A 26465-nucleotide genomic window follows, 5' to 3' on the forward strand; every position below is an offset into this window, starting at 1 on the left:
GACTGCTACATGTCGTTCGCGACGTCGCAGCCGACATGCGCGGCAGCGCATCCGGGCGGGAGCCCGGAGGGTCTACTGGGGTTCTCTCCAGTCGCCGGTGGTGGCGAAGGTGTCGAGGGTGGCCAGGTAGGGGGTGATGTCGATTCCGCTGGTGCGGAGCCAGGCTTCGTCGTAGTAGGTGTTGCCGTAGCGTTCGCCGCTGTCGCAGAGCAGGGTGACGATGCTGCCTCGCACGCCGGTACGGCGCATTTCGGCGGCCAGGCGGAGGGAGCCCCAGAGGTTGGTGCCGGTGGAGCCGCCGACCAGGCGGCCGGTGACTCGGGAGCAGAACTGCATGGCGGCGATGGAGGCCGCGTCGGGGATGGAGATCATCCGGTCGACGACGCCGAGGACGAAGGAGGGTTCGACGCGGGGGCGGCCGATGCCTTCGATGCGGGAGGGGCGGCCGGTGGCGAAGTCGTTGTCGCCGGATTCGAAGGCGGGGAAGAAGGCGGAGTTCTCCGGGTCGACGACGGCGACCGAGGTCTCGTGGCGCTGGTAGCGGACGTAGCGGCCGATGGTGGCCGACGTACCGCCGGTGCCGGCGCCGACGACGATCCAGGTCGGGACCGGGTGCTCCTCGAGTTTGAGCTGGTCGAAGATCGACTCGGCGATGTTGTTGTTACCGCGCCAGTCGGTCGCGCGCTCGGCGTACGTGAACTGGTCCATGTAGTGGCCGCCGGTCTCCTCGGCGAGCCGTTTGGCCTCGCCGTAGATCTGGCCGGAGCGCTCGACGAAGTGGCAGCGGCCGCCGTAGAACTCGATCAGCTCGATCTTCTCCGGGCTGGTCGAGGCCGGCATCACCGCGACGAACGGAAGCCCGAGCAGCCGGGCGAAGTACGCCTCGCTGACAGCGGTCGACCCGCTGGACGCCTCGATCACCGGCGTCCCCTCGCTGATCCACCCGTTGCACAGCGCATACAGGAACAGCGACCGCGCCAACCGGTGCTTCAGCGAGCCGGTCGGGTGCACGGACTCGTCCTTCAGATACAGGTCCACACCAATTGCCGCAGGCATCGGGAACACATGCAGATGCGTGTCCGCACTCCGGTTCGCATCCGCTTCGACGATCCGGATCGCCTCGGACACCCAGGCGCGCACCTTGTCGTCCCGACGGTCCACCTCACGACACACCCCGCTGTCACTCATGCGCAGCAGGTTAGGTGTTCTATCAGGATTTCGGTATTCCTGCGCCTGGGCGGCCGGGCCGATGGTTCAGCAGTCGGCGCCTCGGACGTAGCTGGACGGGCCTGGGTAGACGGCCCAGCCGCTGACGCCGAAGAGGGCGGCGACCACTACGCCGTCCTTGATCTGCTCGTAGTGCAGGTGGGGTCCGGTGACGTTGCCGCTCTCGCCGACGCGGCCGATCTGCTGACTGTCGGTGACGTGGTCGTTGACCGCAACCCCACGGCTCTGCAGGTGCGCGTAGAGCGTGTGCCAGCCGTCGCCGTGCGCGATCTCGATGTAGTTGCCGTATCCACCGGCGTCATAGGCCGAGCGCACCACAGTCCCGGATGCACTCGTCTTGACCGGCTTGCCCAGGTCGTCGCGACCGGAGCCCCAGTTGAAGTCGATGGCGTAGTACGACGGACTGTGGCCCGAGCGGCTCGCACCGGACCAGGTCTCGTTGCATCGGAACGGCACTCGCAGCGTCGGCCGCGCAAGCGGTGCGTTAGCTACGGCCGCACGCACAGCGGCTGCCTTCGCTTCCGGTACGGCGGCCCGCTGGGCCATGTAGCTCTGGGTGGCCGGTGCGGGGACTTGTACGGCGCCGGCGCTGAGTGCCGGGGTCAGTGTCAGCGCAGCCAGGGCTACGGCTGCACCGAGGACAGGGCGGATCATGCGGTCCTCCAGGGGCGGTAGGAGAAGTTGACGCCCCCAGCCTGGGCGTTCACCGTGCCGCTGGCGAGCAGGTCGGCCAAAGTCGGTCAGAACAAAGCCCTTACGGCTCACGCGACCGCACTTACGCTCCGCCAACCCGCCGGGACCGCGCCGATCAGCACGGCTGGGGTAGCGGCCCCCGCAGCTGCTCCTTTTGGCATTAACGCCCGACCCGGCGAGCGGCTAAGTTGGGTGGGACATCGACGTCAAGGGGCAGGGGGCAGGATGACTGAGAACGGCGAGCGGCCGACGCGACCGCGGGTGACGCTGACCGACATCAGTTCGCGCGCGTGGGAGCACCCGGCGGACCGGGGTGCCCTGGTGGCGCTGCGGCAGCTCAAGGGTTTCGACTTCGTCCTGCGGAAGATCTCCGGGCTGATCGACGAGCGCGCCGTCCGGCTGCAGTTCCTCGGATCGGCGATCCGGGTCGACGAGCGTCAGTTCCCGCGGGTGCACCGGCTCTACACCGAGGCGGGCAGCACTCTCGACGTGCGGCAGCTGCCCGAGCTCTACATCACCAACAGCCCGATCTGGAACGCGTTCACGATCGGGCTCGACAAGCCGATCATCGTCGTCAACAGCGCCCTGCTGCAGGGGCTCGACGAGGAGGAGCTGCGGTTCGTCCTCGGGCACGAGCTCGGTCACGCGCAGAGCGGCCACGCGCTGTACCAGTCGCTGCTGTTCTGGCTGATGCGGCTGACCGGCGCGATGAACTGGATGCCGATCGGCGCGCTGGGGATCCGGGCGATCATCGCCGCGCTGCACGAGTGGTCCCGCAAGGCCGAGCTGTCCGGTGACCGTGCCGGCCTCCTCGCCGTTCAGGATCCGGCTGTCGCGCTTCGCGTGCAGATGAAGCTGGCCAGCGGCGGTCAGCTCGCCGAGCTCGACACGACCACCTTCCTTGCACAGGGCACGGAGTACGAGAGCTCTGGCGACCTGCGTGACAGCGTGCTGAAGCTGCTGCTCCTCGAGGCGCAGTCGCACCCGCTCGCCGTCATCCGCGCCCACGAGCTGCGCCGCTGGGTCGACGAGGGCGAGTACACGACGATCGTCTCCGGCGACTACCCCAAGCGCCAGGACGACGACAGCGCCTCGATGTCGCAGGAAGCCAAGAACGCCGCCAAGTCGTACGGCGACGCCTTCTCCCGCTCGCAGGACCCCCTCGCCAAACTCCTCCGCGACCTCGGCGAAGGCCTGGGCGGCGTCCGGGACTGGGTCTCCGACAAACTCCGCCCGCCGCGTTGATCGATCCCGCCTGATTCGCCCTTGCACTCAACCGTGGTTGAGCCGGAAGGCTCAACCACGACCGGTCGAGTGTGAGGTGGAGGACGGATGCGGGTTGTCTGGTTGGCTCAGGTCGGTGCGGGTGATCGCGAACGAGTCGGCGGGAAGGCGGCCGGTCTCGGGGCGTTGATCCAGGCCGGATTCGCGGTTCCGGACGGGTTCGTGGTGACCGATCCGGTCGACGGCCCGGAGGCACTCGCCGAGGTGGCGGCGGCGTACGAGGAGCTGGGCACCGGCCCGGTCGCGGTGCGCTCGTCGTCAACCGCGGAGGATCTGGCCGAGGCGAGCTTCGCGGGCCAGTACGACACCTTCCTCGAGGTCAGGGGGCTGCCCGAGGTGCTGCGGGCGATCGAGAAATGCCGAGCGTCCCTCGAGGCCGACCGCGCGGTCCGGTACCGCGCGGCGAACGGGATCGGTACGGCCGAGATCGCCGTGATCGTCCAGCGGATGGTGGATGCCCGCTCGGCCGGCGTCCTGTTCACCGCCAATCCGGTCAGCGGTCACCGCGGCGAAATGGTGCTCGAGGCCGCCGAGGGACTCGGCGAGGCCGTAGTCACGGGGACCGTCGTACCGCACCGCTATGTCTTGCCTCGGACCACTGCTTCGAGGACCTCGGGACCGCTCAGCGCCGCCGAGGTGGAGGACCTTGGCCTGATCGGCGGGCGCCTCCACGAGGTGTTCGGCGGACCGCAGGACGCGGAGTGGGCGATCGATCGCACCGGGCGGCTGTGGCTGACCCAGACCCGGCCGATCACCTCCTTGTTTCCGGTGCCGACGCCGTACGGCGGACTCCGCGCGTACTGGTCGGTGAACGTGTACCAAGGACTCACCCGGCCGTTCACTCCCCTCGGCGTCGTCGTGATGCGGGCCCGCCAGCACGCCTTGGAGGAATCGCTCACCGCGAAAGGCTTCGATCCGGAGCTGGTCGAGGTCGACGGCTGGTTGTACTGGGACATCACCGCGGGACTGGGCGACGAGACCAAGGTGCGCGGGGCAGTCGCGTTCGCGGACGCCCTCGCGTCGCCGTCCGGGCAGCTGATCGCGGAGGCGGCACGCCGGCCGGAGTTCGCGCCCGTTCCCGCCAGCCGGCCGGTACGGCGGAAGACGCGATGGGACCGCGTTGTCCTGGCCGCACTGTTCCCGGGGTTCGCGAGCCGGCGGGTCAGACGCCGCGCCGACCAGCTGGTGCACGGCTTCGTGGGTCCGGTCGAGGCGGCGCCCGAGCAGCGGCTCGCCTATGTCGAGACGACGTACCGGGCGGTGTGCAGGACGGAGGTCAGCCTTCCACGCGGCGCCAACCAGGCGGGCGGTATCGCGCAGGACCTGGCCGGGCGGCTCCTCGCCGGAGTGGTGAGCGCGGCCGAGCTCGGCGCGGTCTTCCGCGGTGTGCCGGGGAATCCGACATCGGAGATGGACCTCGCCTTGTGGGAGGTGGCCCGGCGGACTCGCGCCGAGCGGGTGCTGGACGAGTTGGGTCCGGACGAGCTCGCCGCTGAGTACCACCGTGGTGGACTTCCACGGCCGGTCCGGTCGAGCGTCGCGGATTTCCTTGCGGAGTACGGCTTCCGGGTCACCGGGGAGATCGACTTCGGGGTGCCGCGGTGGGTCGACGACCCGGCTCCGGTGTTCGCCTCGCTGCAGGCCTATCGGAAGGCGATGGACGCTGGGCATGACGCGGCCGAGCACTTCGAAGGATCGGCCCGCCAGGCGGATGCGACGATCGGCGACCTGGTCGGGCGGTTACCGGCTCGTGCGGTCCTGCGGAGGGCGGCGGCGCGGCGGCTGTTGCGTCGGTCCCGCCGGTTGCGCGGCCTGCGGGAAGTCCCGAAGTTCACGCTGATGCGGGGGTATCAGCAGTTGCGAGATCAGTTGCTGGAGGTCGGGCGGTCGATCGTCGACCTGGGAATTCTCGATCGCGCGGATGACGTGATGTACCTGGACCTGGAGGAGATCAGGGCAGCGCTGGGCGGGGGCGAGTCGCGTGGGCTGGTGACCGCGAGGCGGGAGACGTACCGACGGGAGTGTCTGCGGCGGCGCGTGCCTTCGGTGGTGCTGTCGGACGGGACCACGGTCGAGCTGCCTGCGGCCGAGCCGTCGAGCGGACTGCGGCTGGCCGGGATCGGCGGGTCGCCGGGCGTCGCCGTGGGACCGGCGAGGGTGGTTCTCGACCCGGAGGACGCGCACCTCGAACCGGGCGAGATCCTCGTCTGCCCGTCGACCGACCCCGGGTGGACACCGCTGTTCCTGACAGCAGGTGGGCTGGTGACCGAGACCGGCGGGATGGTCTCCCACGGCACCACCGTGGCCCGTGAGTACGGCATCCCGGCCGTGGTCGGCGTCCATCAGGCGACCGTCCTGATCCGCACCGGCCAACTGATTGCCGTCGACGGCAGCCACGGTCTCGTGGACCTGCGGCCGTGAGGAGACGGGCTTTCCTGGGCGGCGGCCTCGCCCTCGTGGCTGGCTGCGGGACCAGCGCCCGCACGCCGGACGCGCAGCCGCAGCGAATCGTTGCCCTCGGCTACGGCCGTGACGCGGACACCCTGACCGCCCTCGGCCGGATCCCCGTCGCCGTCCAGCGCACTTCCAGCCGGCCGAACGGTTTCGATCCGTGGCTCGAGGCAGCCCTGGGCGCACATCGCCCACAACTTCTCGACGCCGCGAGCGAGCCGCCGCTAGAGGCCATCGCGGCCCTGGCCCCTGACCTGATCACGGCCACGAGCTACTACCCGATCGAGCGTTTCCGCCACCGGTTGTCCGAGATCGCGCCCGTCCTCGGCCCGGCCGATCGCCCGAACACCGACGACTGGCGTACGACGACCACTCGCGTGGCCCGGGCCGTCGGCGTACCCGATCGCGCCAAGACTCTGATCGACCAACTGGACCGGCAACTCAACACTGTCCGCACGACGACCCGTCAGGGCCGCACCTACACGTTCAGCTCGTTCCATGCCGGCCGCGTCAGCGTCAAGTGCGCTCCCGACGACGTACAGGCCCGCACCTTGGCGGAGTTCGGCCTGCGGCTGTCCCCCGCGATCGCCGCGCTGCCCGAGGGCTCCACGCCGGGGTTCGCACAGGTCAGCCTCGAACAGCTCGGCATCCTGGACGCGGACCTGGTCCTGGTCGTCGGCCGGACCGGTGATCAACCCGTCGTCCGGCAGGCGATCGCAGGTCTGCGCGGCCGGCTGATCCAGCTGAGCGACGCGGAGGCCCATGCGCTCGCCTTTCCCTCGGTCCTGACCCTGCCGTACGTCGTCGAGACGCTGCTCCCACGGTGGTGATCCAATGGAGGTATGGGTGACCTGACTTCGATCCGGGTCGCGGCGGACCACTTCGGGGTCCCGCTGTCGACGTTGCACTACTGGGAGCGGCAGGGGATGCTGCGGCCGGTCCGGTCCGCGGGGACGCGCTGGTACGACGCCGACCAGCTCTACCGGATCGCGATGATCAAGCTCTGGCGGGAGCGCGGGCAGCTCAGTATCGGCGACATCGGCGCCGTACTGGCCGCGCCGGTCGGCGAGCGGCGGACCGTCGTCGCGGACCGGATCCGGCAGATCCAGGCGCAGCGCGCGGAGCTCGATCACGCCGAGCAGTACCTACACGCCTTGCTGGGGTGCCCGGAGCCGCACGAACCCGACCGCTGCCCGGAGTTCCGTGCCGAGGTCAGTCTGCCGACCCGGTCCGTCGCCTTGAGCTGATGGTTGTCGAGGGCAACGAGAAGGCGATCGGCCCGCACAGCGGGTATGACGTGACCGGCACCGTGGCGGAGGCCGGCGGCAACCGCGAGCACATCATGCAGAAGGCCTTGTAGACAAGAGAAAGGCCCGCTTCCCCCCTCCCGGGAAGCGGGCCTTTCCGTCTGCGGGGCGATCAGCCGATGTGCACCGGGGTCTTGCCGTCGCCGGCGAGGTCCTTGTGCTTGACGGACAGGCCGATCAGGGTGATGATCGCCGACCCGAGGGCCAGGAACGTCGACCAGAGGAACGCGCGGGTGAATCCGTGCGTCGTGGCCACGGCCTCGAACTGGTGCTTCAGCTGGTCGAGCTGCTGCGGCGACTGCCCGGCCTCGGCGGCCTTCTGCAGGCCCGGGGCCAGCTCGGTGAACTTGTCCTTGATCGCGTTGGTGGAGACCGTGCCGAGCAGCGCCAGGCCGATCGCACCACCGATCTGCTGGACCGTGTTCAGTACGGCGGATCCCACGCCCGAGTCCTCGTCGGCGACACCGCTGACCGCGGTCAGCGTGAGCGGCACGAAGATCAGGCCCATCCCGAAGGACAGCAGCAGGATGAACGGCAGCAGGTGCGTCGCGTACGACGAGGTCACCTCGAGCCGGCTGAACCCGAACATGCCGGCCGCGACGAACAAGCCACCGGCACCGGAGATCCAGCGCGGGTCCATCTTCGCCACCAGGGTCGAGGCGAGCTGCGCCGCGATCACGATGCCGACGCTGAAGGGCAGGAAAGCGAGACCGGTCACGATCGCGCTGTAGCCCATGATCGCCTGCACGAAGATGCCCAGGAAGTAGAACATCGAGAACATCGCGGCGCCGACGATCAGCATCACGAAGAAGCTGACTCCGCGGGTCCGGTTCGCGAGGATCCGGAACGGCATCAGTGCGTGCCGCGAGCGGGCCTCGATCAGCAGGAACAGACCGATCAGCACCACACCGGCGCCGATGAAGATCAGCGTCCAGGTGTCGCCCCAGCCCTTGGAGCCCGCGCGGGTCAGACCGTAGACCAGCGAGGTCAGACCGACGGTGCCGGTGATCGCACCCGGCAGGTCGAACTTGCCCTTCTGGCGCGCCGACTCCCCCAGGTAACGGAAGGCCAGTACGGCGACGATCAGACCGATCGGCGTGTTGATGAAGAAGGTCCAGCGCCACGACAGCTCGGTCAGCGCGCCACCGAGGATCAGGCCGACGGCCGCACCGGCCCCGGACATCGCGGCGTACACGCCCATCGCCCGGTTGCGTTCCTTACCGGCCGGGAAGGTGGTGGTGATGAGCGCCAGTGCGTTCGGTGAAGCAGCGGCCGCCGCGACACCCTGCAGGATGCGGCTGGCGAGCAGCACGTTCTCGCTCTGCGCGATACCCCCGATGAACGATGCCACCCCGAACAGGACGACACCGAAGATGAACACCTTGCGGCGGCCGAGGATGTCACCCATCCGGCCACCGAGCAGCAGCAGGCCACCGAAGGCCAGCGCGTAGGCGTTGACCACCCAGGTGAGCGTCGCGTCGGTGAAGCCCAGCGCGTCCTTGATGTGCGGCAGCGCGATGTTGACGACGGTGCCGTCCAGCACCACCATCAGCTGAGCCATGCTGATCAACGCCAGCGCGATGCCTAGGTTGCGGTGCCCGTGTGCGGGCACCGAGTCGACCGGGCGTTCGCCCTTCACGACGTCTTCGGACATGAATATTCCCCTTTTGCGCATTGCCTCGCGGATGCGCCGACCAGCCCCTCGCCGGTCAGCTTGCCTGTGACCCCCGCGCCGCAGGCAGGATGATGTTGTCGATCACTCGGAGGATCAGTTCCTCGGTCGGTTGCTCACCGAGGATGTAGGCCTGGTGCACGATCACGGCCGGCAGCGTCATCGAGAGCATCTCGATGTCGACCCCCGGCCCGATCTCGCCCCGGGCGACCGCTCGGTGGTACACCCCGGCGGTGATGCCCTGGCGCGGTGCCAGGAAGCGCTCCCGGAACGCCTTCTGCAGGTCCGGGTCGCGGTGCAGCGCCGTCACCAGCCCGGCGATCACCGACATCGGCAGCTCGTCGGTGAACCCGCCGTCGCCGCACGACATGGCGATCAGGTCACCCCGCAGGTTGCCGGTGTCGACATCCTCCGGCATCGGGCAGCCCTTGGCCCGGCTGATCGCGTCGACGACCAGGTCGGCCTTCGTCGACCAGCGCCGGTACAGCGTCGCCTTGCTGGCCTTCGCCGCCGTCGCCACCGCGTCCATGGTCAGCCGGTCGTAGCCGAGCTCGGCCACCACCGCCACGGTCGCCTCGAGGATCTCCTCCTCGCGGCCACCCTCGACCCGCGGCCGCTGCCGGGACCCGACTGCATCGATCATGATCACCCTGAGTAAGCGTTTGGTTGCAGATGGAACGAAACGGTTTCGTTTCATCACCTAAGTTACGCCTCATGTGAATGGATGCACAAAGGATTTCGCGAAGAATTCTCAGGTGAGCTAGATCACTCTCCGTACCAGTTGGTCAGCTGGTACGACGAAAAACCCCGCCCCGACCGGGTGGTCGGAGCGGGGCTGTTGGCCGCGATAAAGGTCAGTCGTCCTCGGCGGTGCGGGCCTGCTCGATCCGGCGCGACATCTTGCCGGCCCGGTGGTCGATCTTCCCGGCCAGCCGGTCCCGTGCGGCGCGCAGGACGAAGATCGACAGGATCGACGAGACGATCAGCGCCACCAGGAGCAGCGGGAACACACTCAGCTGGTTCCGCAGCGGGAAGTAGAGCACCGCGAAGCAGATGGCGAACAGCCCGGCCCGCAGACCGGTGTAGATGGCGAATTCCTTCATCTCAGACCCCGGCGTACGAGTGCATGCCGGAGACCAGGAGGTTCACGCCGACGAAGTTGAAGATGAAGACGAACCAGCCGATGATCGCGATCGTGGCGGCCCGGCGACCCCGCCAGCCGGCAGTGGCCCGCGCGTGCAGGTAGGCGGCGTACACGACCCAGGTCACCAGGGACCAGACCTCCTTGGGGTCCCAGCCCCAGGCGCGGCCCCAGGCGTAGTACGCCCAGATCGGCCCGGCCACGAGCACCCCGAAGGTCCACAGCGGGAAGGCGAACGCGAGCACCTTGTACGCCGTACCGTCCATCGCCTCGGCGCTCGGGAGCCGGCGCAGGCCGGTGGACATCGTGCCGCCCGCCAGCACCTTGCGCTCGGCCCGGGCCTTGATCAGGTAGAGGATCGAGACCAGGCCGCCGATGGTGAACGCACCACCGGAGATCGCGGCCGCGGAGACGTGGATGACCAGCCAGTACGAGTGCAGTGCCGGGACCAGCGGACCGGCCGGCGTGTAGAGCGCGAGCGTCGCGAGCCCCAGTACGGCGGCGATCACCAGCGTGACCCCGAGTCCCAGCCACTGCAGCCGGTACCGGTGCACGAACGCCAGGTAGACCACCGCTACGGCGAGGGACGCCGTGATGGAGAACTCGTACATGTTGCCCCACGGCACCCGGCCGGCGGCCAGTCCGCGGGTCACCACACCGGCGAGGTGCAGGATGAAGCCCAGCCAGGTGAGCAGCAGCCCGACCCGGCTCGCGGCGTCCATCCGAGCCGATCGATCAGCGGTTTCCACCGGCTCATCGACCGACGCACCGCCGGAGGCGGGCTGACCGTCGGAGGTGACCAGCACCTCTTCCTTGACGGCCGTCTTCACGACCGCGCGCCCCATCGCCCACTCCATCGCGTGCGAAGCCATCGCGATCACATAGATGACGGTGGCCGTCGGGATCAGCAGGTTGGAGACTTGCGCGTAGCTCTCCGGACTCATGTTTTCTCCTGCGGGTCGGGTCGATCCGGTTTCAAAGCGTTGGCCGGTTTCAAAGCGTTGGTGATGGCCTGCAGTTCGTCGCCGAGGCCGCGCTCGGGGCCTCGGTCCAGTCCGGCAACCTCGACCACGGTACGCCCGTCCACAGTGCGGATCCGTACCCAGGTACGCCGCGGGTGGACGAACAGCGAGCCCATCAGGCCCAGGATGGCCAGTGCGAGTCCCCCGAGCGCGACGTACAGGCCGGGGGTGTGACTGACCTGCAGCTTCACCCAGCGGGTGTAGCCGTCGAAGGTGATCGAGCCGGCCTTGTTCGGCAGGGTGATGCTGTCGCCGGGCGCGAGCTGGAAACGCAACTTGTCGCCCTTGTCGCCCTCGAACTGGGTCAGCTTCGACTTGTCCAGCTGGTACACCGACTCCGGCTTCCCGGTCTCCGCCTGCGGCCTGCCGTAGAAGGCCGTCATCACCAGCGCCGGGTTCAGGTCGTCGGGGAAGATCGACCGCGGGCCGAGGTCGTCGATCACCGCGGTCGGCAGGAAGAACCCTTCGAAGCCCAGCGTCACCGGCCGCGCGTCCGGAGCCTTGATCACGCCGAACGACGAGAAGTTGCCGTCCTGCGGCAGGAACGGCGCCGGCCCGGAGAACGCGACCTGTCCGGTGCCGTCCTTGACCGTCACCTTCGGCGCGTACCCGTGGCCGAGCAGATAGACACTGCTGCCGTCGAGCTTCAGCGGGTGGTTGACCCGCAGGTCGTAGGACTTCTCCGGCCCGTCCGGCGTCTCCTGGTAGGTGAGCCCCGCGTTGAACTCACGCGCGGCGCCCTTCTGCGGGCCGTCCTGCTGGAACTTGACCGAGAAGTCGTTCACCTTCAGCGAGAACGGCGGCAGGTCGTCCTCGGAGTTGAACGAGCGGCCCGGCGAGAAGTCGTCGTACTGGGCCAGTGAGTTGGCGAAGCTGTTGCCCACGACAACCAACACGGTGCCGCGGTAGCCGAACAGCGAACCCCAGGCGACGCCGATCAGCGCGACGATCAGCGAGAAGTGGAACAGCAGGTTGCCGGCCTCCCGGAGATAACCACGCTCGGCCGCGACCGCACCGTCGTACGACTCGATCCGGAAGCGGCGCTTGCGCAGCTCACGCGTCGCGGCATCCAGGAAGCCGTCGGCCGAGTCGACGGTGAAGCTCTCGTAGCCGGCCAGCCGGTTCAGGTTGCGCGGCGGCTTCGGCGGGCGGGCCCGGACGCCCCGCAGATACACGTTGAGGCGAGGGACGACGCAGCCGATCAGCGAGATGAACAGCAGCAGGTAGATCGCCGAGAACCAGGCCGACTTGTAGACGTCGAAGAGGCCGAGCTTGTCGTAGAACGGGCCGAGCTTCGGGTGCAGCTCGAGGTAGTCGGCGACCTTGATCGGGTCGATCCCCGTCTGCGGGATCAGCGATCCCGGTACGGCGCCGAGCGCGAGCAGGAAGAGCAGCACCAGCGCGGTCTTCATCGAGGTGAGCTGCCGCCACGTCCAGCGCAGCCAGCCCTTCACCCCCAGCGCCGGCAGGTCCGGCCGCCCGTCCGGGCTGGAGCCGGCCGCGATGCGGTCCTCGACCTCGGTCATCTCACACCGCCGACCCGAAGTTGGCGACCCACTGCCGCAGGTCCGCGGTCATCGCATCCCACACTCCTGTCAGCAACAGCAGACCGACGGCGATCATCAGTACGCCGCCGATCCTGATCACCAGCACCTGGTGTTTGCGCACCCACGCGACCGCGGCGAGCATCCGCCGGAAGGCCAGCGCGGCCACGATGAACGGAATCCCCAGCCCGAGGCTGAACACCAGCGCCAGCAAGGCGCCACGCCCGGTACTGCCCTCGGTCGTCGCGAGCGTCATCACGGTCCCGAGCGTCGGACCGATACACGGCGTCCAGCCGAAGCCGAACAGCACGCCGAGCAACGGTGCGGCCGCGATCCCGACGGCCGGCACCCGGTGCACCCGGACATCCTTCTGCAGGAAGCCGAAGCCACCGAGAAAGACCAGGCCGAGCACGACCGTCACTGCGCCGAGCACCTTGGTGATCACACCCTGGTGATCGAGCAGCAGGTCACCGGCCTTGCCGAACACCACCCCGGTCAGGATGAACACGGCCGAGAAGCCGGCCACGAACAACGCCGTACCGGCGAGCATCCGGCCGCGCTGCTTCGAGCCCAGCTCGGCCGCGGACAACCCGGTCACATAGGACAGGTAGCCGGGCAACAGTGGCACGACGCAGGGCGAGAAGAACGAGATCGCACCGGCCAGCACCGCGATCGGCAGTGCCACCAGCATCGAGCCCGTCATCGACTCGGCGAACCACTGACCCATCAGCTCAACCAGCGTCCTTGACCATGCCGAGCAACGTGTCCTTGGTGATCGGCGCGACCGCGCGAGCCGCGATCTTGCCGTCCTTGTCGATCACGAGCGTGGTCGGGATCGCCTTCGGCGAGATCTGGCCGCGGAACCGCAGCAGGGCCTTGCCGGACGGGTCGTAGACGCTCGGGTACGGAACCTTGAACTCCTGCTGGAACCGCTTCGCCGGAGCCGGGTCGAGGTCGCGCGTGTTCAGTCCGATGAACTGGACCGACGTACCGAGCTCTTCCGAGGCCTTCACGAAGTCGGGGGCCTCCTGGCGGCACGGCGGGCACCACGAACCCCAGACATTCAGTACGACGACTTTGCCGAGATGGTCGGACAGCGTCCACTTCTTGCCGTCGAGGGTGTCACCGGTCAGCACCGGGGCCGGTTTGCGGTCGGCCTTGGCGAACACCGACACGTTGCCGGTTCCGCTGACGAAGCCGGACTGGCCCTGACGGTTCTGCGCCGACTGCTGGCCGGTGGTGCAGCCGGCGATCGCGAGCACACCGGCCAGCACCGCCGCCGTACGGAGCTTGTGGCGGAGCATCACGCGCCGCCGACGAACTTCTTGGGGTTCTTGACCGGCAGCAGGTCCTTGGCCGGCTCGGAGTAGCCGACCGAGACGATCGACTCACCGTGGAAGGTGAACGAGGTCAGGCTGGCCAGGCTGCACTGCCGCTTGCGCGGGTCGTGCCACAGGCGACGGCCCTCGATCGCGGACCGGACGATCCAGATCGGCAGCTGGTGCGACACGATCAGCGCCTCGTGCCCGGCGGCCTTCTGCCGGGCGGTCTCGATCGCGTCCCGCATCCGGCGGACGATCTGCTGGTACGGCTCGCCCCAGGACGGCTTCACCGGGTTACGCAGCAACCACCAGGCGCTCGGGTTCTTCAGGGCGCCGTCGCCGACGCCGAACTTCTTGCCCTCGAACAGGTTCGCCGCCTCGATCACCCGCTCGTCGATCTCCGGGGTGATCCCGAACGCCGACGCGATCGGCTCCATCGTCTCCTGGGCCCGCTCCATCGGCGAGCTGACCAGGTGCACGATGTCGCGGTTCTTGACGTGCTCTGCCACCCGGTCGGCCATCGCGCGGCCGAGCTCGGACAGGTGGAAGTCGGGGATCCGGCCGTAGAGCACGCCGGTCGGGTTGTGCACCTCGCCGTGACGCATCAGGTGCACGACCGTCGTTTCGGTCACTGCCGTTCCCTTCAACTCTGTACGGCGGCCGCTGCGGCGGCTGCCGGTGCGAGGGCGGACTCAAGTTCGGCGAGACCGTCGTCGTCGATGGCACTGCTCACGAACCACGCCTCGAACGCGCTCGGCGGCAGGTACACACCGCCGTCCAGCATGGCATGGAAGAAAGCCGCGAACCTCGGCAGCACCTGCGCACCGGCGTCACCGAAGTTCAAGATGTCGGCATTCTCCTCAGACTCCACGAAGAAGACACTGAAGAGGTTCCCGGCCGACTGGATGACGTGCGGCACACCTTCCTTGTCCAGCGCGGCCGAAACCAGCCCCTGGATGGCGAGCGAGGTGCGATCGAGCTTGGCGTAGACCTCGTCGGTTGCCAGCCGCAACGTGGTCAGGCCGGCGGTGGTCGCGATCGGGTTCCCCGACAGCGTTCCGGCCTGGTAGACCGAGCCTTCCGGGGCCAGGTGCGCCATCACGTCGGCGCGGCCGCCGAACGCCGCGGCCGGGAAGCCGCCGCCCATCACCTTGCCGAACGTCATCAGATCGGGCCGTACGCCGTCGACGCCGTACCAACCGGACTTCGTGATCCGGAATCCGGTCATCACCTCGTCGGAGATGAACAGCGCGCCGTTGTCCGTGCAGGTCCTGGCGAGGAACGCGTTGAAGTTGTCCCGCGGCGGGACCACACCCATGTTCCCGGGCGAGGCCTCGGTGATCACTGCCGCGATCTGGTCGCCGTACTCGGCGAAGGCGGCGGTGACGGCGGCCTGGTCGTTGTACGGGAGGACGATCGTGTCGGCGGTGGTCGCTTCGGTGACACCCGGCGTACCGGGGATCCCGAGCGTGATCACGCCGGAGCCGGCCTGGGCCAGCAGCGCGTCGACGTGACCGTGGTAGCAGCCGGCGAACTTCACGATCTTCGCGCGACCGGTGAATCCGCGGGCCAGCCGGAGCGCGGACATCGTCGCCTCGGTCCCGGACGAGACCAGCCGGACCTTGTCCACCGGCGTCCGCGCGACGATCTCCTCGCCGAGCAGCACCTCCGGCTCGGTCGGGGTCCCGTACGACGTCCCGCGGGCGACCGCAGCCTGGACGGCGGCCGTCACCTCGGGGTGCGCGTGGCCGAGCAGCATCGGGCCCCAGGAGCAGACCAGGTCGAGGTAGCGGTTGCCGTCGACATCCACGATGTGACTTCCGTCACCGTGTGTCATGAAGCGCGGCACGCCGCCGACGGCGCGGAACGCCCGGACGGGAGAATTGACTCCACCAGGAGTAACGGCGGAAGCCCTCTGGAAGAGCGCGGCGGACTGTTCTGTGTGGTCGGGCACGGCGGCCATTCTTCTCTACAGACCAGTCGACCCGGTGGGCGGGCGGCAGGATTGCCGCTCCCAGGGACTTCACAGGTGCGTTGTTACGGGCCAGTATGGGTACCCGGTGACTGCACGTACATGGGCGAGGTCCGGCGCGTAACCCACGCAGCGGGGCGGACGTTGTACCTGATGCGACGGTTTACCGGCACCGACGAATGATCTGTTCGCAGCGTGGGGCTGGACGGATCGATGAGTCACGGAGGGGATCATCGATGGCGAAGGGCAAGCGCCGCGCCACCGGAAACGGATGGCGTTCAGTGGCGCCGCTCATTCCACTGGCGTTGTTCGCGAGCGCGTTCACCGTCAGCGCGACCGACGATCCGGCGGTCGCCACGGCGTCGCTGGAGCAAGGACTGTCAGGTAAGGACTCGGTCGTCGTACCGAACACACCGATCGCGGGTCCGGCCAACGTGCCGGTGCCGGGAGTGGTGGGTCATGGTGTCGATCCGGGTGAGCCAGCCAACCAGGTGGTGTCCGGCTTGTCCCGCAACGGCATTCCGAAGGCGGCACTGAAGGCATATTCACGGACGCAGCAGCTGGTGGGACAGGCCGATCCGTCCTGTCACCTGCCGTGGACGCTGGTGGCCGCGATCGGCCGAGTGGAGTCGAACCACGGCCGCTTCGGCGGCAGCATGCTGAACACCAAGGGCGTCGCCGTACCAGGGATCTTCGGGCCCCGGCTGGACGGTACGAAGACGGCCAAGATCAACGACACCGACGCGGGTGCGTTCGACGGCGACACCGCCTTCGACCGGGCGGTCGGGCCGATGCAGTTCATCCCGGGCACCTGGCGTGCGATGGGAGTGGACGGTGACGGCGACGGCGTGCGGAACCCGCAGGACATCGACGACGCCGCGATGTCGACCGGGGTGTACCTGTGCTCCGGCAAGACCGACATGGCGAAGTCCGGTGACCTGACCAAGGCCCTGCTGCGCTACAACCACTCGACCGACTACGCCAACCTGGTGATGAACATCGCCAAGGCGTACGCGACCGGCAGCTGGATCGCGGTCGGCAACGGCACCGAGGACGGCGACCAGGGTGTCGACCGGGCCGGTGACCAGGTCGGCGACCCCAACGTCGACGCCCCGGCGGACAACAACCTGCCGCAGGCGAACGACCAGGAGACCTACCCGGTGGTCCCCCCGACCACCGTCCCCGTCGAGCAGCCGGGCAAGCCGGGCACCAACCCGACCAAGACCCCGCCCGCCACGACGAAGCCGCCGACCAGCAAGCCCACCACCAGCAAGCCGCCTAGCACCAAGCCGCCCGGTACGCCGTCGCCCAAGCCCCCGACAACCTCGCCGAAGCCACCGCCACCCGGCGTGGCCACGCTGCAGACCGCCGTCGGCCTGATCGTCGGCACGGTCGGCAGCACGCTCAACGAGCTGTCGAAGGCAACGACGTACTGCCAGTCGGAGATGAACAAGGTCACCATCACCAAACCGACGCAGGCCCAACTGCAGAAGTGCGTAACGGCCTACCAGACCGGCGGCGCCAAAGCCGTCGACCAGGTCATCCGCAACCTGCTGTCCCTGCTCGGCCTCCTAGGGGTCCTCGGCACCGGAATCCTCGGCAGCTGACCCCCACCCCCATACGGCGCGCCTGCCCCCACCCCTCCCTAGGCGCGCCTGGCGACGCCGCGGAGCTACTCCCCCCCAGCTCCGCGGCGTCGCCCTTTCTGCATAACCCCTGCGGACCGCCACCACTCACCAACTCCCCTCAGACGACGTCGGCGATGTCAGCCTGAGCGTGAACTCCAGCGGAGGAACGTAGTTGGACAGTGGTGGCGGTCCGCGGGCCACCGTCACCTTCCGCTTTCCAGTCCGTCCGAACTGGGACCAGCACGTCACCGTCTTCATCGGCGACTCATGGGAAGGACAGCCGACGGAGTCGGACGAAATCGCCCCCGAGTGGCACTCCGCCCAGGCCCTGCCTTTCGAACTGATGTGGGACGACGCACGCTACTGGCTTCAGCGCGTCCTCGACGGAGAACATCTGGACGCCGAGATCGTCTTCAACGACGACTGCCGCACCGTCCGTCGGGCCGAGTTGACCCCGCGCAATCCGGCTGAGGTCCACAGCAACGGGTGACAGATGGTCGCGGGCGGACCGCCGCCACTCACTAACTCCCCTCAGACCATGTTTGCTATGCGGGTCTGAGCGTGGGCGTCGGCGGGAAAGTGCAATTGGACAGTGGGGGCGGTCCGCGATTCGTCGCGCCTACCGCGTTCTCTCCTCGGCTCGCTGCGCAACGGCGGCGAGGCAGCTGCACTTGCTGCACCGCTCGCGGCCTGTGGTTGGCGCGAGCGGTAGCGAGCAGGTCAGCGAGCGGTGCGTAGCACGCGACGAAGGAGCGGGCGTAGTCGGCCGCGAGGGTTACTGGAAGCGCTTGGCTACCTGCTCGACTCGAGCTACCAGGTTGAGGTCGTAGGCGACGCCGGGGATGTAGAAGATGACGTAGTCGGCGCCGGCTTCGAGGGCGGCTTCGACGCGGAGGGCGATCTCGTCCTCGGTCTCGATCTTGTTCTCGGCGGAGAAGCGGTCCCAGTTGATCGGGCCGCGGGCCTTGTCGGTGGCGAGTTTGGGGTCGTCGCCCTTGTCGATGGGGAAGACGTTGATGCCGGTCGACTTGATGATGGTGTCGTAGTCGCGGCCGAGCTTGTCGCAGTGCTCCTTCAGGACGGCGACCTTCTCGCGGATCACCTCGGGGTTGCCGCCACCGATGTTGGCGGCGTCGCCGTACTGGGCGACGAGCTTGAGGGTGACCTGGGGGCCGCCGCCGCCGATCCAGAGGCTGGGCTTCTTGTTGCCGGCGCCCTTGGGGAGGTTGATCGGGCCGTCGATCGAGTGGTACTTGCCCTTGACGACCGGACGGTCCTCGGTCCACATCCGGTGGATGATCTCGGTGGCTTCGCGGAAGGCCGCCATCCGCGGCTTCACGTCGGGCCATTCGTACCCGTAGGCCTTCCATTCGTGCTCGTACCAGCCGGCGCCGATCCCGGCGTACAGGCGGCCGTGGCTGGCGACGTCGACGGTGGACGCGATCTTCGCGTACAGCGCCGGGTTGCGGTAGCCGTTGCAGCCGACCATCTGGCCGATGTTCACCCGCTGGGTGTCGCGGGCGAGCGCGGCGGTCGCCGTCCAGCATTCGAAGGTGGTGTTGTCACTCGGCTCCGGCACCGTGTGGAAGTGGTCGAACAGCCAGATCGAGTCCCAGGACTGCTCGTCGGCCCGCTTCGCCACCGCGGTCATCGCTTCCCACTGCTCCACCGGATCGGCGATCTGCGCCAGATCCATTTTCCAGCCCTGCGGCACGAACAAACCAAAGCGTGTAGTCATGATCTCCATCCTTTCCACGCAATGGGCCTCCGGTCCATGAACGTAGCCTTCGAATTCGTTCTCAATCGGAGCACCAGAACTTCTGAATCACTTCCGGCGTCGTATCACCGGCCCCAGCTTTCCGAGGAGGAACCATCACCAAGTTCGACGAGCTCTTCGACCAGTCCGCGCCGCTGATCGCCGCCGGCGAACACTCCCGCGACGAACCACCCGCCGAGGGTGGCCGCTGGCCGCTGTCGGTGATGATCCCGGCCGGTACGGCGTTCCTGGACGATCTGACCGCAGAAGCCGCCGAACTGGCGGGGCCTGGGCACTGGCAGACCGGGCAACTCGGTTCTGCTCATTTCACCGTCCGGGCGCTCGAGGGGTACCGCGCCGAGGTCCCGCCCGACGACCCCGCCGTACCTCGGTATTTGAGCGCGATGCAGCGCGCCGGATCAGGACCGTTCCGGATGCGGGTCACCGGGCTGACGCTGACGGCTGGTTCGGTGATGGCGTCGGCGGAGGCTGTCGATTCGGCGGCTGACGAGTTCATGGATCGGCTGAACGAGGAGCTCGGTCCGGACGGGTGGTACGAGCGGCCGCACGGGCGGCGGGACATCTGGTATTCGAACCTGCTGCACTTCACCGGCGACATTCCCGAACCCACGAAGCTGATCGAGTGGGTCGCGGAACGGCGAACGCTGGAGCTCGATGAGCTGGTGGTCCCGGCGGCTCAGCTGGTGCGGTTCCGGCTGGCTGGTGGCGATCGTCCGCACATGCATCCTGAGCCGATCGACGGATATCCTCAAGGCTCCGAGATTCCGGAGACTTCTTCGCAATAGCGAAACATGGAGGCAGCATGCTGGCCGTGGTGGTGGGCGCCGGAGGCGGGATCGGCGGAGCGTGTGCCCGCCTGCTGGCCGACCAGTACGACACCGTCCTCTGCGTAGACCGCGATCTCGAAGCGGCCGAACGCACCGCACAGGAAGTCGCCGCGACGGAGCGGGATCGGGCTGGCGCGGGCGCCCCTCCCAGCACCGCACCAGGTCCGGGAGCCCGGCGGGCGGTGGCGCTGGCGGCGGATGCTGGTGATGCGGGGTTCGGGCGACTCGTGGGAGAGCGGGCCGCGGAGCTGGGGCCGGTGGGGTGTGCGGTGTACGCCGTGGCCTACGAGGAGCACACGCCCGCGGTCGAACTGAGCCGCGAATCGTTGGTGCGGAGTCTGATGGTTGGCCCGGTCGGAGCATTCGAGTTCTTCCGTGCGCTGACACCCGCCGCCGGAGCGTCGTACGTCGCGATCGGGTCGTTGCACGAGACACAGCCCTTCGCGAACTGCCTTGGCTACAACGCAGCGCACGGCGCCCTCGGTCAGGTCGTGCGCACCCTCGCCCACGAATGGGCGGACCGCGGAATCCGGGTGAACGCCGTCGTACCGGGGTGGATCGCGACCCCTGGCGAAGAGGTGTTCCACGGTGCCGAGCAGCTCGCCGCGGCGGGTCGCCTACTGCCGTTCGGGCGGCACGGTCGACCGGAGGAGATCGCGGCCGCGGTCGGCTTCCTGGCTTCCGAGGCGGCCGGTTACATCTCCGGATCGTTCCTGACCGTCGACGGCGCACTGTCCACTTCGCTCGCCCGGCTCCGAGGGCTCTGATCATGAAGTATGTCTGCGTTTTCGCCCACCCCGACGACGAGATGCGCTGCCTGGGCACGTTGTTGCGATTGCGCGACGCCGGGCACGAGTTCGCCTTCGTGACGATCACCACCGGCGACAAAGGACTGCCGTATCACCCGCCGGAGGAGCAGCAACGCGCCGCCGAGATCCGGACCCTCGAGATGCAGGCGGTCGCGTCGTACTTCGACGCCGAGTACGTCAGCCTCGCCCGCGAGGACGGCTTCGTCTTCGAGGACGCCGAACTGCGCGCCGAGCTGATCCGCACTCTCCGAAGGCTCGCGGCCGAGGTCGTCTTCACCCATTGGACGACCGACTACAACCCCGACCACGTCCTGACCGCCAAACTCGTCACCGACAGCGCCCTGCTCGCACCGCTGTCCTCCTTCGCCCCCAGCCCCGGCGTCCTCCCCCACGCCCCAAGGATCTGGTACGTCGATCCCGGCCCCGGCCACGGTTTCGAGGCCACCCACTTCGTTGCCTTTAGCCCCGAATACGCGGCCCGCAAGGCGGAGTTGATCCGGCTGCACCGCAGCCAGATGGACGTGATGCGCGAACTCAGCGGCGGCACCGACTACGCCGACCAGCTCACGGCGTACGACCAAGTCACCGCCCAACGCCTCCTCGTCGACCACGCCGAGTCCTTCCGCCCCTGCCTCACCGAACGCCGAATCCCCTGGCCCTCCGACCTCCCGCCCCAACTCTGACCCCACCCTCGTTTGATGGGTTCACCCCAGGCCAGCGAGTTAAGGGGTTGTAGCTCGTCCAGCGGGCGAGTCGCCTCGCGGATGCCGGTTTGCGGGTCCTACTGTCGCCCAGAGCCTGTTGCGCATTGGCAGGCGGCGTCTCCCTAAACCGGTTCGGGGAGGATTTGAGACCGATTCGGGGGGTGAATGCTCCCCGGTTCGCTCTCCGGGAGGGCGAACCTCTCCCCGAACCGGTTTGGGGAGAGATGTCGCGAGAGGTGTTCGGTCGCTGTGGCTGGAGGCTTCGGCTGGCCAGGAACCCCACCTCCCCGAAGGTGCTCGTCCCCGTCCGGCCGCTCGGATGCGGCTGGTGAGGCCGGCGCGTGGTTGAGGGTTTCGGCTGGTCAGGAACCCCGCCGTCCTGAAGGTGCTCGTCCCGTCCGGCCGCTCGGATTCGGCCGGCGGCGTACGCAGGGGCTGGTCGCCGCTGCGGCCGGATCTACTGAAGCGGGTGGCTTGGGCGGTCTGTGGCTGGGCCGGATGGCGAGGTCCGTGACCACGGTTCCCCGTTCCTGTGGCTGACGGGCTGTGGTTGCGGCCGGTAGCGAGGACGCCTAGAAGCTGACCGTCACGGGTGGCTTGTCGCTGGCCTGCAGTAACACCAACACCCGACAACGCTCACCGTCAACGCGACCCCTTCACGTAGCTCAGCCATAGCCCGTCAACCATCGGCAAGGTGGCTTCGATCGCCGACCGCACCATCCCCCTCAGCCACAGACCCGCCGTACAGGGCGCTCCAGTGGCCGCCGCAGGCGGGCGAAACCGCCTTTGTGGAACCAAATAGGCACCCAGCGACCACGAGACTCCACAAAGACGAGCAGACCCGAGCCCCGCGCGGGTTTGCGGGGATCTGCTGTCTCTCAGCGGCAGTAGATCCCCGCAGACCGGGCAAACCAGCAGTTGCCGCGGCTAACGTCCGAAAGATACGCAGACGACGTACTGCGAGCGTTCGGACGTTAGCTGGGTGGGGTTAGGCGATGCGGTATTTGGCGATGACGGCGGGGTTGATGGCTACGCCGATGCCGGGGGTGGTGGGGACTTGGATGTGGCCGTCGACCAGGGCCAGGGGTGGGGCTAGGTCTCGGCTGATGGGGGCTGAGGAGACGTTGTACTCGACCATGACGGGGTCGGGGAGCCAGGCGGCGGCTTGGACGGTACCGGCGGTGAGTAGCGGGGAGGTCCAGGCGTGCGGGACGATGCGACGGCCCTCGCGGGCGACCGACTCGGCGAGGGTCTGGAGGGTGGTGAAGCCGCCGCAGCGGGAGAGGTCCGGCTGGATGACGCTGACGCCGGGCGCAGCCAGTAGCTCGTTGAACTCGTCGCCTCCCAACTGCTCACCGGACGCGATCGTGAGGCCGGTCTCCCGACCCAGTCGAGCGAGGTCCTGTGGTCGATCAGCAGGGAACGGCTCCTCGACCCAGTACGGGTTCAAATCCTCCAGGCTGCTGACAAATCGCCGTACGGCGTCGAAGTCGCCCGGAAGGTAGCCGTCGACCATCAGCCGTACGTCGGGGCCCGCCTCCGCGCGGGCAGCAGCGAGCAGCGAGCGCGAACCCTCCGAACCCCATGGCCCCCAACCGAACTTGATCGCACGGAATCCCCGGTCCAGGTAGGACCGCGTCGCCGCGCGCATCTCGTCCGGCGTCTCGCGAAACAGCGTGCTCGCATAAGCCAGCACCCGATCCCGCCGCGCACCACCGAGCAACGAGGCCACCGACTGCCCGGAGAGCCGACCGCAGATGTCCCACACGGCCAAGTCGATCCCGCTCAGAGCGTGCAGCGCAGGACCGCGCCGGCCGTGGTACCAGGAGTGCTGGTAAAGCCTGTCCCACAAGGCCTTCCGGTCCCACACATACCGGCCGATGGCGGCCTCACGCAGTCCCGCGCAGAACGCCGGAATGTGCGAGACCGCCTCCACGATCGACTTCACCACCCACGGATGCGAGTCGACGTCGCCGTACCCCTCGACCCCGGCATCGGTCGCCACCCGGATCAGACAGGTGTGCCGGGGCCCGGCCCGCTCGTCGTCGCCGAGCCGGGTCCCGTACTCGATCCCGTTGTCCAGCACGATCACCTCGACGTCGGTGATCCGCGCGTCAGTCAGAGTCGTCATCCTTCAGAGAACACCACATCGGCGAAGTAGTTCCGGTTCTGGAAGGAGAGTGTCGGGAACTGCCCCGACTGCAGCGCGTAGATCCCCGGACCGCTGGTGATCAGCGAACCGTTCGCCCGAGCCGTTGCCAGCCCGTTCTCCGTCGCGCTGAAGCCACCGGCCGAGCCGTAGGAGATCACGTACGACGTTCCAGCCGCGATCGTGACCGGTTGCGCGAACCGCACCTCCTGCCACCCGAATCCCGACTCGCCGGCGAACGTGGCGCTGGCCAGCTTCTGCCCGCCCTCCGTCCACAACGACCCGGTGTGCGTCCCGGTGTTGTGCGTCCCCTTGAAGAACCGCACCCCGTGCACCTTGCCGGCCTTGCTGCTGCTGAACTTCACGCCCATCTCCAGCGAGGTCGGCTCCGTCGCGCCGAGCGCGGGTGCGTCGCCAACGTTCCACAATGTGTAGGTGTCCGGTTGGAAGATCACATCGGCCCAGTAGTTCGTGTTCAGGTAGCTCTCATTCGGGTACGACGTCGGCCCGTACGCGAACATGCCTGCCCCGGTCGGCGTGTGCAGGACCCCGTTGTTCTGAGTGCGACCGTCGAAGTAGTCGTGGTTGTACCCGAACGTCCCGGTCGGCGAGTGGTACGACGCCGTGTAGTTGCCGCCAGCATCGATCCGGACCGGCTGCGCGAACCGCACCTCCTGCCAACCCATCGTGCTCTCGCCGGTGAAGGTCGCCGTCGCCAGCTTCTGCCCCGACGGCGACCACAGGCTGCCGGTGTGGACGGCGCCGTCGCCCGGCGCCTTGTAGAACTTCACGCCCAGCACCAGGCCCGGCCGATCCACCCGGAACCGGACGCCGAGCTCGGTCTCACGAGCATCGGAGTACCGCTCGACCGCCGGCCCGTCCTCCTCATTCCAGAGCGACCGCGGATAGGCGAGGCTCGGTGCCTTCGCCACCGTGAAGCTCCATTGCCCGGTGACGGACTGCCCACTCGCCGTCGAGGCCTGGAAGCTCATCGAGCACTTCTGCCCGTAGCGCCACGGATTGGTCGGCGTGAAGGTAGCGGTCTTCGTCGCGGCGTCCCACGTCGTCCGCCCCGGCGTCCCCGCCTCGATCCCGCCCTCGCGTAGCGCGACCGTCTCCGCCCTGATGTCGTCGTAGAAGACAACCTGCGGTTTGCGCTGCGGCCAAACCGTCGTCGCACCATCCGGCGGCGAGACCGTATGCCGGCCGACCGGGAACAGCGGCGGACGCCCAACGGTCACGATCAGGTTCGAGAATCCGCCGTCGTACGTCGCGAAGGGCTTCGGCGAACCCCACAGCACCTGGGACAGCGCGCGGTACGGCTCCAGCAGCCGGTCCGACTGGAATTCCTCGGCCTCACTCGCCGGCAGCGTCCACAGATGCAGCTTGGCGCCACGCAGTCCGGCGGTGTCCGGGCCGACCGTCTCACCGGAGAACTTGCCCGGGTGGAAGCTGTCGTAGATCGGCTTCGGCTCCGGCCGACGGACCTCGGGGTCGTAGTACAGGAAGTCGCCGTTGGAGTTGTGCACCTGGTAGCCCTCGGCAAGCAACTGGCTCGGCAGCTTGCGGTTCGGCCAGCCGACCCAGTGCTCGACGATGACGTTCTTGTTCAGCGGTGCGGCCGTGATGCTGGTCAGCAGGCCGTCGTTCCAGATCCGTAGCTGCTTGTTGCTCGCGCGCACGGTCGTGTTCATGTCGTTGATGAATCCCGTGAACACGTCGACCGGCTGCGCGTTGTTGCCGAACCGCTGCTTGGCCTTCGCGCCGAGCTGCGGGAACAGGTCGTACCGCACCGGCAGATCGTCTCGGAAGTCCACCAGGTACTCGTCCGACCCGAGGTGCCAGTACGGCGTGTCGAACTCGCTCAGGTACGGCGAGAACAGGCCCCGCGCGTAGCTGGTGGACTCGTCCTTGCTGAGGTCGAGGTCACCGCCACGCCCCGGCAGCCCGAGGTCCGGCCGGGGCGCGAGCAGCCGCTCCATGTGCCCGGGCATGTTGACCTGCGGAACGACCGCGATGTTGTACTTCTTCGCGTACGCCGTGATCTCCTTCAGCTGCGACAAGGGCGTGGTGTCCTCGTACCCGACGTACACCCAGAGCATGTTCATCTTGAGGTAGGCGAGTTCGTTGATCTGCCCCTTCCACCAGGTCATGGTGTAGAAGCGGGCCGAGTTGGCAACCAGGAAGCCACGTTCGGGGTACTTCGGATAGTCGCGCGCCACCCCACCCGGAAGAGTCGTCGCCTGCCGCAGCCACTGGATGATGGTCTGGGCGCCGTGGAACACGCCGGCCCGTTCCCCACTCAGCTCCAGCACCGCGCCGACCTTCAACTGATAGCCCTCGTCGTTGCCGACGGCTGTCGCCAGGCTGAGCACGATGTCGCCCGCAACCGGCGCCGGAGTGTCCTGCACCACGCTCTGGACCGACCGCCCGAGCACCTTGGTCAGGTCCGTCTTGAGGACCTCGGCCACCGGTTGCAGCGCGGCGGCATCCGCTCCCCGGACGATGACCCGGAACGTCTGACTCGGACCAGGTACGGCGTACTGGCCTCCCGAACCCGCGGTCCACTCCCGCAGGGCGGGAATCGTCACCGGTGGCGCGGCGAGCGCGGTGGCGGTCGCCGTCGCGGAGGTGGCGGTGGTCTGAGCGGTGGCGGTGGTGGCGGTGAGCCCCGTGGCGAGGGCGGCGCCGCCGGCGAGGCTGAGGAAGTGACGTCTGGGCAGATTCGGCATCGGAGGCTCCGTGGGCGGGGAATTGGCCAAAGTTTCGATATATCGAAGATGAATCTCTATATGCGAGCTTAAAAGCAGGGCCTGGCGAGCACAAGGAAAGTCGGCGAACACGCCTCGCCTTTACACCGACGTCGAAAGGTGCAGCCACCGACGTCGAAAGGTGGTGCGTGAGAGCGCTCTAGTTCCGGAACCGGCTGCCCCTTG

The 26465-nt window shown here is 68.2% G+C and carries 23 protein-coding genes; 9 read left to right on the top strand and 14 right to left on the bottom strand.

All coding sequences use genetic code 11. The features are described 5' to 3' along the window. Window positions 1-72 precede the first annotated feature (72 nt). Both OG474_RS12155 and OG474_RS12160 read right to left on the bottom strand, forming a co-directional pair. Window positions 73-1188, bottom strand: coding sequence for a PLP-dependent cysteine synthase family protein (locus tag OG474_RS12155; RefSeq protein ID WP_405062358.1), 1116 nt, complete (start codon window positions 1186-1188; stop codon window positions 73-75). A gap of 66 nt (window positions 1189-1254) precedes the next feature. Further along, window positions 1255-1881: a M23 family metallopeptidase gene (locus OG474_RS12160; RefSeq protein WP_405062359.1), complete on the bottom strand. Its 627-nt coding sequence runs from the start codon at window positions 1879-1881 to the stop codon at window positions 1255-1257. A gap of 264 nt (window positions 1882-2145) precedes the next feature. On the opposite strand from OG474_RS12160, the gene OG474_RS12165 reads away from it, so the two are divergent. From OG474_RS12165 to OG474_RS12180, 4 genes are all read left to right on the top strand, one after another. After that, window positions 2146-3165, top strand: coding sequence for a M48 family metallopeptidase (locus OG474_RS12165; RefSeq protein WP_405062360.1), 1020 nt, complete (start codon window positions 2146-2148; stop codon window positions 3163-3165). 87 nt (window positions 3166-3252) lie between these two features. Then, window positions 3253-5625, top strand: coding sequence for a PEP/pyruvate-binding domain-containing protein (locus OG474_RS12170; RefSeq protein WP_405062361.1), 2373 nt, complete (start codon window positions 3253-3255; stop codon window positions 5623-5625). Continuing rightward, window positions 5622-6485, top strand: coding sequence for an ABC transporter substrate-binding protein (locus tag OG474_RS12175; RefSeq protein WP_405062362.1), 864 nt, complete (start codon window positions 5622-5624; stop codon window positions 6483-6485). The genes OG474_RS12170 and OG474_RS12175 overlap by 4 nt, the downstream gene beginning before the upstream one ends. A gap of 12 nt (window positions 6486-6497) precedes the next feature. Then, the gene (locus OG474_RS12180) at window positions 6498-6902 is read left to right on the top strand and encodes a MerR family transcriptional regulator (RefSeq protein ID WP_405062363.1); all 405 of its coding nucleotides are present in this window, start codon (window positions 6498-6500) and stop codon (window positions 6900-6902) included. Window positions 6903-7074: 172 nt separating this feature from the next. On the opposite strand, the gene OG474_RS12185 is transcribed toward OG474_RS12180, so the two are convergent. From OG474_RS12185 to hemL, 9 genes are all read right to left on the bottom strand, one after another. Further along, complete coding sequence (locus OG474_RS12185) at window positions 7075-8616, bottom strand: MFS transporter (RefSeq protein WP_405062364.1); 1542 nt, start codon at window positions 8614-8616, stop codon at window positions 7075-7077. Between the two features lie 55 nt (window positions 8617-8671). Beyond that, on the bottom strand, window positions 8672-9277 hold the full coding sequence (locus OG474_RS12190) for a TetR-like C-terminal domain-containing protein (protein WP_405062365.1): 606 nt from the start codon (window positions 9275-9277) through the stop codon (window positions 8672-8674). Window positions 9278-9488: 211 nt separating this feature from the next. Continuing rightward, window positions 9489-9737, bottom strand: coding sequence for a DUF4229 domain-containing protein (locus OG474_RS12195; RefSeq protein WP_405062366.1), 249 nt, complete (start codon window positions 9735-9737; stop codon window positions 9489-9491). Between the two features lies 1 nt (window position 9738). Further along, window positions 9739-10719, bottom strand: a complete 981-nt coding sequence (gene ccsB / locus OG474_RS12200) for a c-type cytochrome biogenesis protein CcsB (RefSeq protein ID WP_405062367.1) — start codon at window positions 10717-10719, stop codon at window positions 9739-9741. Next, window positions 10716-12323 carry a cytochrome c biogenesis protein ResB gene (locus tag OG474_RS12205; protein WP_405062368.1) on the bottom strand — a complete coding sequence of 536 codons (1608 nt, stop codon included), beginning with the start codon at window positions 12321-12323 and terminating at the stop codon, window positions 10716-10718. Before OG474_RS12205 ends, ccsB begins: the two co-directional genes overlap by 4 nt. 1 nt (window position 12324) lies before the next feature. Then, on the bottom strand, window positions 12325-13068 hold the full coding sequence (locus OG474_RS12210) for a cytochrome c biogenesis CcdA family protein (RefSeq protein ID WP_405062369.1): 744 nt from the start codon (window positions 13066-13068) through the stop codon (window positions 12325-12327). A 4-nt stretch (window positions 13069-13072) separates the two neighbouring features. Beyond that, complete coding sequence (locus OG474_RS12215) at window positions 13073-13645, bottom strand: TlpA family protein disulfide reductase (RefSeq protein ID WP_405064568.1); 573 nt, start codon at window positions 13643-13645, stop codon at window positions 13073-13075. Next, window positions 13645-14268, bottom strand: a complete 624-nt coding sequence (locus OG474_RS12220; RefSeq protein WP_391541532.1) for a histidine phosphatase family protein — start codon at window positions 14266-14268, stop codon at window positions 13645-13647. The genes OG474_RS12215 and OG474_RS12220 overlap by 1 nt, the downstream gene beginning before the upstream one ends. 38 nt (window positions 14269-14306) lie before the next feature. Further along, window positions 14307-15626 (bottom strand): glutamate-1-semialdehyde 2,1-aminomutase, encoded by a 1320-nt coding sequence (gene hemL, locus OG474_RS12225; protein ID WP_405062370.1) that lies wholly within the window; start codon window positions 15624-15626, stop codon window positions 14307-14309. 245 nt (window positions 15627-15871) lie between these two features. On the opposite strand from hemL, the gene OG474_RS12230 reads away from it, so the two are divergent. Then, window positions 15872-17242: a lytic transglycosylase domain-containing protein gene (locus tag OG474_RS12230; protein ID WP_405062371.1), complete on the top strand. Its 1371-nt coding sequence runs from the start codon at window positions 15872-15874 to the stop codon at window positions 17240-17242. Between the two features lie 193 nt (window positions 17243-17435). Next, entirely contained in the window at window positions 17436-17753 is a 318-nt protein-coding gene (locus tag OG474_RS12235) for a hypothetical protein (protein ID WP_405062372.1), read from the top strand. 285 nt (window positions 17754-18038) lie between these two features. Here OG474_RS12235 and OG474_RS12240 read toward each other — a convergent pair whose 3' ends face one another. Then, the gene (locus OG474_RS12240) at window positions 18039-19001 is read right to left on the bottom strand and encodes an LLM class F420-dependent oxidoreductase (protein ID WP_405062373.1); all 963 of its coding nucleotides are present in this window, start codon (window positions 18999-19001) and stop codon (window positions 18039-18041) included. Window positions 19002-19240: 239 nt separating this feature from the next. Between OG474_RS12240 and OG474_RS12245 the strand changes: the two genes are divergently transcribed. Genes OG474_RS12245 through OG474_RS12255 form a run of 3 tightly spaced genes read left to right on the top strand, consistent with a single transcriptional unit; the run spans window position 19241 to window position 21359 of the window. Continuing rightward, entirely contained in the window at window positions 19241-19825 is a 585-nt protein-coding gene (locus OG474_RS12245; protein WP_405062374.1) for a hypothetical protein, read from the top strand. A gap of 17 nt (window positions 19826-19842) precedes the next feature. Then, the gene (locus OG474_RS12250) at window positions 19843-20634 is read left to right on the top strand and encodes an SDR family NAD(P)-dependent oxidoreductase (RefSeq protein WP_405062375.1); all 792 of its coding nucleotides are present in this window, start codon (window positions 19843-19845) and stop codon (window positions 20632-20634) included. A 2-nt stretch (window positions 20635-20636) separates the two neighbouring features. Further along, entirely contained in the window at window positions 20637-21359 is a 723-nt protein-coding gene (locus OG474_RS12255) for a PIG-L deacetylase family protein (protein ID WP_405062376.1), read from the top strand. 1009 nt (window positions 21360-22368) lie between these two features. Here OG474_RS12255 and OG474_RS12260 read toward each other — a convergent pair. Continuing rightward, entirely contained in the window at window positions 22369-23511 is a 1143-nt protein-coding gene (locus tag OG474_RS12260) for a mandelate racemase/muconate lactonizing enzyme family protein (RefSeq protein ID WP_405062377.1), read from the bottom strand. Next, entirely contained in the window at window positions 23508-26261 is a 2754-nt protein-coding gene (locus OG474_RS12265) for a DUF4082 domain-containing protein (RefSeq protein ID WP_405062378.1), read from the bottom strand. The genes OG474_RS12260 and OG474_RS12265 overlap by 4 nt, the downstream gene beginning before the upstream one ends. Window positions 26262-26465: the final 204 nt, after the last annotated feature.

The sequence above is a fragment of the Kribbella sp. NBC_01505 genome, assembly GCF_045040285.1.
Lineage (GTDB): Bacteria > Actinomycetota > Actinomycetes > Propionibacteriales > Kribbellaceae > Kribbella.